This is a genomic window from Bacillus cereus group sp. MYBK79-1 (genome assembly GCF_051915365.1).
Lineage (GTDB): Bacteria > Bacillota > Bacilli > Bacillales > Bacillaceae_G > Bacillus_A.
This window is the reverse complement of sequence record NZ_JBQAEO010000043.1, coordinates 1-562: the sequence shown is the minus strand read 5'-3', so window position 1 is coordinate 562 and position 562 is coordinate 1. Positions and strand designations below refer to the sequence as shown.

Below are 562 nucleotides of genomic sequence, written 5' to 3'. Positions count from 1 at the left end.
AGCGCCGGTAGAACCAGTAGCACCTGTGTTACCTTGAACACCTTGAGGTCCAGTGGCACCAGTAGCACCTGTGTTACCTTGAACACCTTGAGGTCCAGTGGCACCAGTAGCACCTGTGTTACCTTGAACACCTTGAGGTCCAGTAGCACCAGTAGCACCTGTGTTACCTTGAGCACCCTGAGGTCCAGTCGCGCCAGTAGCACCTGTGTTACCTTGAACACCTTGAGGTCCAGTAGAACCAGTAGCGCCCGTGTTACCTTGAACACCTTGAGGTCCAGTCGCACCCGTGTTACCTTGAACACCTTGAGGTCCAGTGGCACCTGTGTTACCTTGAGCACCCTGAGGTCCAGTCGCGCCAGTAGCACCTGTGTTACCTTGAACACCCTGAGGTCCAGTCGCGCCGGTAGCACCCGTGTTACCTTGAACACCTTGAGGTCCAGTAGCACCAGTGGCACCCGTGTTACCTTGAACACCTTGAGGTCCAGTAGCACCAGTGGCACCCGTGTTACCTTGAACGCCCTGAGGTCCAGTCGCGCCAGTAGCACCTGTGTTACCTTGAACA

Annotated in this window: 1 pseudogene; it reads right to left on the bottom strand. The window is 55.9% G+C overall.

The features are described 5' to 3' along the window. Positions 1–562, bottom strand: a pseudogene (locus tag ACTFOB_RS26290) (collagen-like protein); the annotation flags it as partial.